Consider the following 3,759-nt stretch of genomic DNA (forward strand, 5'->3'; position numbering starts at 1 on the left):
AGAACCGCGGCTTTCGCTAATGTGCTTTGTGCGTCTTTAATGCGTTCCTTGCTGTCATGAATATCGATATCCATAATCCGCAGGCTGGCGTTGGCGAGTATGGTCACGATATCCGGCTGGATCTCCAGGAGTCCGCCTTCCAGAAAAAGAATCTGTGTTTGGCCATCGGCCTGGGTAATACGCAACTCTCCGGCGCGTAGCCCCGACAACAAGGGCGCATGCCCCGGCAGTATTCCGATCTCACCCAGTTCCGCCGGCACTGCCGCAAAACGCGCCATACCGCTGTACACTTCACCATGGATATCGACCACATTGATGCGGAACGTTCTGTTCTGCTGCATGTTTATTCCTTTTCTGAAAGCATCGCCAAAAATTGTGCTTCAGTGAGCTGTTCCAGACCCAGCTTTACGGCTTTTTCCGCCTTGCTGCCCGCTTCTTTCCCGACAATCACATAGCTTGTTTTAGCAGAAACGGAGCTGCTGACTTTCCCGCCCGCGTTTTCTATGGCGGCTTTGGCCTCTTCCCGGGTCATCCTATCCAAAGCACCGGTGAGCACTAGGGTCATCCCCTGAAAACGCCCGCCTCGTTGCGGCTGGACCGCTTGCCACTGTACTCCCGCCGTGCGCAAAGCGGCAATAACGTCACGGTTATGGGGCTGGGCAAAAAAATGTACGATAGATTCTGCCACGATGGGTCCCACATCGGGAATATTCTGCAAAACCTCCGGCGTCGCGGCCAGTAAGGGATCCAGATCCCCGAAATAGGCTGCCAGAGATTTGGCCGTGCTTTCTCCCACCTGGCGGATACCCAGGGCGTAGAGGAAGCGAGGTAGGCTGGTATGGCGGGAATGCTCTATTTCCGCAAGCAATTTTTGGGCGGAGCGACTGGCCATGCGCTCCAATCCGCAAAGTGCTGCTTCGTCCAGATGGTAAATATCGGCTACGGAGTGCACCAGACCTTGCTCGACTAGTTGCTGCACGAGTTTCTCGCCCAGGCCCCGGATGTCCATGGCCTTGCGCGAAGCGAAGTGCTCGATAGCGCCCATCCGTTGCGCCGGGCAATACAACCCACCCATGCAACGGTGCGCCGATTCGTTGGCCAGACGCAAGACTTCTGAGTCACAAACCGGACAACGCAACGGCATTTGCCAGGGCTGTGCCGCCGCTGGCCGTTCTTCCTTGAGCACCATGACCACTTCGGGGATCACATCCCCTGCACGGCGTACCAGTACCGTGTCGCCTACGCGAATATCTTTACGATCCACTTCATCTTGATTATGCAAACTGGCGCGGCTCACGGTCACGCCGCCCACTTGCACGGGCTGCAAGACCGCCACCGGAGTAATCACGCCGGTGCGCCCTACGGAAGCCAGGATATCTTCAACCACGGTACGCTCTTCGTGGGCCGGAAATTTATAGGCAATGGCCCAACGCGGTGCGCGGGCGGTGAAGCCTAACCGTTCCCTGGCTGCCAGATCATCGACTTTGAACACGAGACCATCTATTTCAAAAGGCATGCCTTCGCGCGATTTCTGCATTTCATTGAAATAGCTTTCGCATTCCGCAAGATGATGAACACTACGCAAGTAAGATGTCACTTCAAAACCCCAGACAGAAAGGCCGTGCATCACCGCACGGTGCGACTCTCCCAGTGGCGCCCTGCTTTCTCCCCATCCCCAGGGAAAAAACGCCAGGGGGCGCTTCGCCGTCACTTTGGAATCCAGTTGCCGCAGGCTGCCCGCTGCCGCATTGCGCGGATTGGCGAAGGCATTTTCTCCGGCGCGCAAGCGCTCTTCATTCAACCGCTGGAAAGCTGCCACGGGAATCACCACCTCCCCGCGCACCTCCAGCAGGTCCGGCCAGCCCTTGCCCGCCAGTTGCAGAGGAATGTTGCGGATCGTGCGGACATTGGCAGTAACATCCTCACCGGTTTGGCCATCTCCGCGGGTTCCGGCCTGCACCAGCTTGCCCTCTACGTAACGGATGTTGACCGAGAGGCCGTCAAATTTGGGTTCAGCGCTGAGCGGAACATCCTCGCGACCGAGCCCCTTCTGCACACGCGCCAGCCAGTCGCCGAAACCACCCCGATCAAACACATTGTCGAGAGAGGTCATCGGTACGGCATAGTGTACTTCCGCAAACACCTCCAGAGGGGCTGCCCCTATCCTCTGGGTCGGCGAGTCGGCGCTTTGCCACTGCGGATTACGGTCCTCCAGAGCGCGGAGCTCGCGCAGGTGGGCATCATACTCCGCGTCACTCAGGGTCGGTGCATCCTGCTGATAATACGCTTTATTGGCGGCCAGCAATTCGTCACGCAACTGCTGAATACGCTCGAAGTCAGTAGGGTTGCCCCGCTCCACCGCCCGCTCCTTCTGTAAAAGCCGGAAACATTTGCCGCGCCAGCATATCGCAAATGCACTTTCTGGTATAATCCGCGGGGCATTCGCTATGGCCCACCTCACTGGACGGAGAACCTATGGCCCTCACCCTTTTTGATCTGGACAACACCCTGCTGTCCGGCGACTCCGACCATGCCTGGATGGAGTTTCTCGGCAGCCGCGGCATTGTCGATACGGAACGCTTTAACCACCTCAATGATCGGTTTTATGCCGAATATCAGGCTGGCACTTTAGATATTCAGGCATTTCTGGATTTTCAGTTGGCTCCCCTGGCGGCACATCCCCGTGCCCATCTTGATGCCTGGCACCGGGAATATCTGCAGGAACGGGTGCTGCCGATGATTTCGGATCGCGCGCGCGCGCTGGTAGAAGATCATCGCCAGCAAGGTGATATCCTGGTCATCATTACCGCGACCAATCGCTTTGTGACAGCGCCCATTGCTGAAGAACTAGGCATCACCCATCTGCTCGCGACGGAACCCGAGGAGACGACATCGGGTGACTTTACAGGTCGTAGCGTCGGCATTCCCTGCTTTCAGGCGGGCAAGGTGCAACGCTTGCGTGACTGGCTGCGGACGCAGGGGTTGGACTGGGAGAACACGCTGCGGAATAGCACCTTTTACAGCGACTCACACAACGATCTGCCTTTACTGGACACCGTCACCCATCCGGTCGCCGTTGACCCGGATCCGCGCCTGCGCGCCATCGCCGAAGCACGGGGCTGGCCCATTCTTTCGCTCCACCCGGCACCCGTCGAATAATACGTCCCCAATTTTCCATCGCAGCTTCGCGCATCCAATCACAAACCGCCCCTCTGATTTGCGCAATTAAGAAATGTGTACTATAGATTTAGAAATATTATTAGTTTCCGTGAGACGCCATGAATTGCGTAGATCAGGCGATCTATGTCGCCATCGAGGAAAGGGACGCGAATACAGCTCAGCATTGCCTGCGCGTTGGCTATCTAGCAGAGGCATTGGGTTGTGCCATTCACCTTTCAAAGGGTGACTTGTCGCCGCTGCGGGAGGCTGGATTCGTGCATGACGTGGGGAAGATTGGCCTTCCCGATTCCATCTTGATGAAATCGGGTCGGTTAGACGCTCATGAATGGGAACTCATAAAAACCCATACCCTCTGTGGAGAGCGCATCATCGCAGCACAATCATTTCTGCCTTTGTCAGGACCAATTCAGCCTATCGTCGAAGCCGTGCGACACCATCATGAACACTACGATGGATCTGGCTATCCTGATGAAATGAAAGGTAATGAAATACCCCTATTTGCCAGAATCATTCTAATCGCTGATTGCTACGCGGCTATGACTGAAACTAGAGCATACCACCAGGGTAAATCTCACGAAG

Annotated in this window: 4 protein-coding genes; 2 read left to right on the forward strand and 2 right to left on the reverse strand. The window is 56.3% G+C overall.

Going from position 1 to position 3,759, the window contains the following annotated elements; translation table 11 throughout:
* Nucleotides 1-341 (reverse strand): ATP synthase F1 subunit epsilon (gene atpC, locus AC2VNK_RS01615; RefSeq protein ID WP_486882566.1); only part of this gene is annotated, 341 nt, incomplete at its 3' end.
* Between the two features lie 2 nt (nucleotides 342-343).
* Nucleotides 344-2,359: an NAD-dependent DNA ligase LigA gene (gene ligA / locus AC2VNK_RS01620; RefSeq protein ID WP_486882567.1), complete on the reverse strand. Its 2,016-nt coding sequence runs from the start codon at nucleotides 2,357-2,359 to the stop codon at nucleotides 344-346.
* 116 nt (nucleotides 2,360-2,475) lie between these two features.
* On the opposite strand from ligA, the gene AC2VNK_RS01625 reads away from it, so the two are divergent.
* Nucleotides 2,476-3,159: a histidinol-phosphatase gene (locus tag AC2VNK_RS01625; protein WP_291522545.1), complete on the forward strand. Its 684-nt coding sequence runs from the start codon at nucleotides 2,476-2,478 to the stop codon at nucleotides 3,157-3,159.
* Nucleotides 3,160-3,278: 119 nt separating this feature from the next.
* On the forward strand, nucleotides 3,279-3,759 hold a 481-nt coding region (locus AC2VNK_RS01630; RefSeq protein ID WP_486882568.1), incomplete at its 3' end, for an HD-GYP domain-containing protein.

The sequence above is a fragment of the Acidithiobacillus sp. TH-A35 genome (assembly GCF_057473505.1).

Bases quoted from the DNA above. Each gene is read 5' to 3' on its own strand.
- AC2VNK_RS01625 (WP_291522545.1), top strand. From the start codon at position 2,476: ATGGCCCTCACCCTTTTTGATCTGGACAACACCCTGCTGTCCGGCGAC.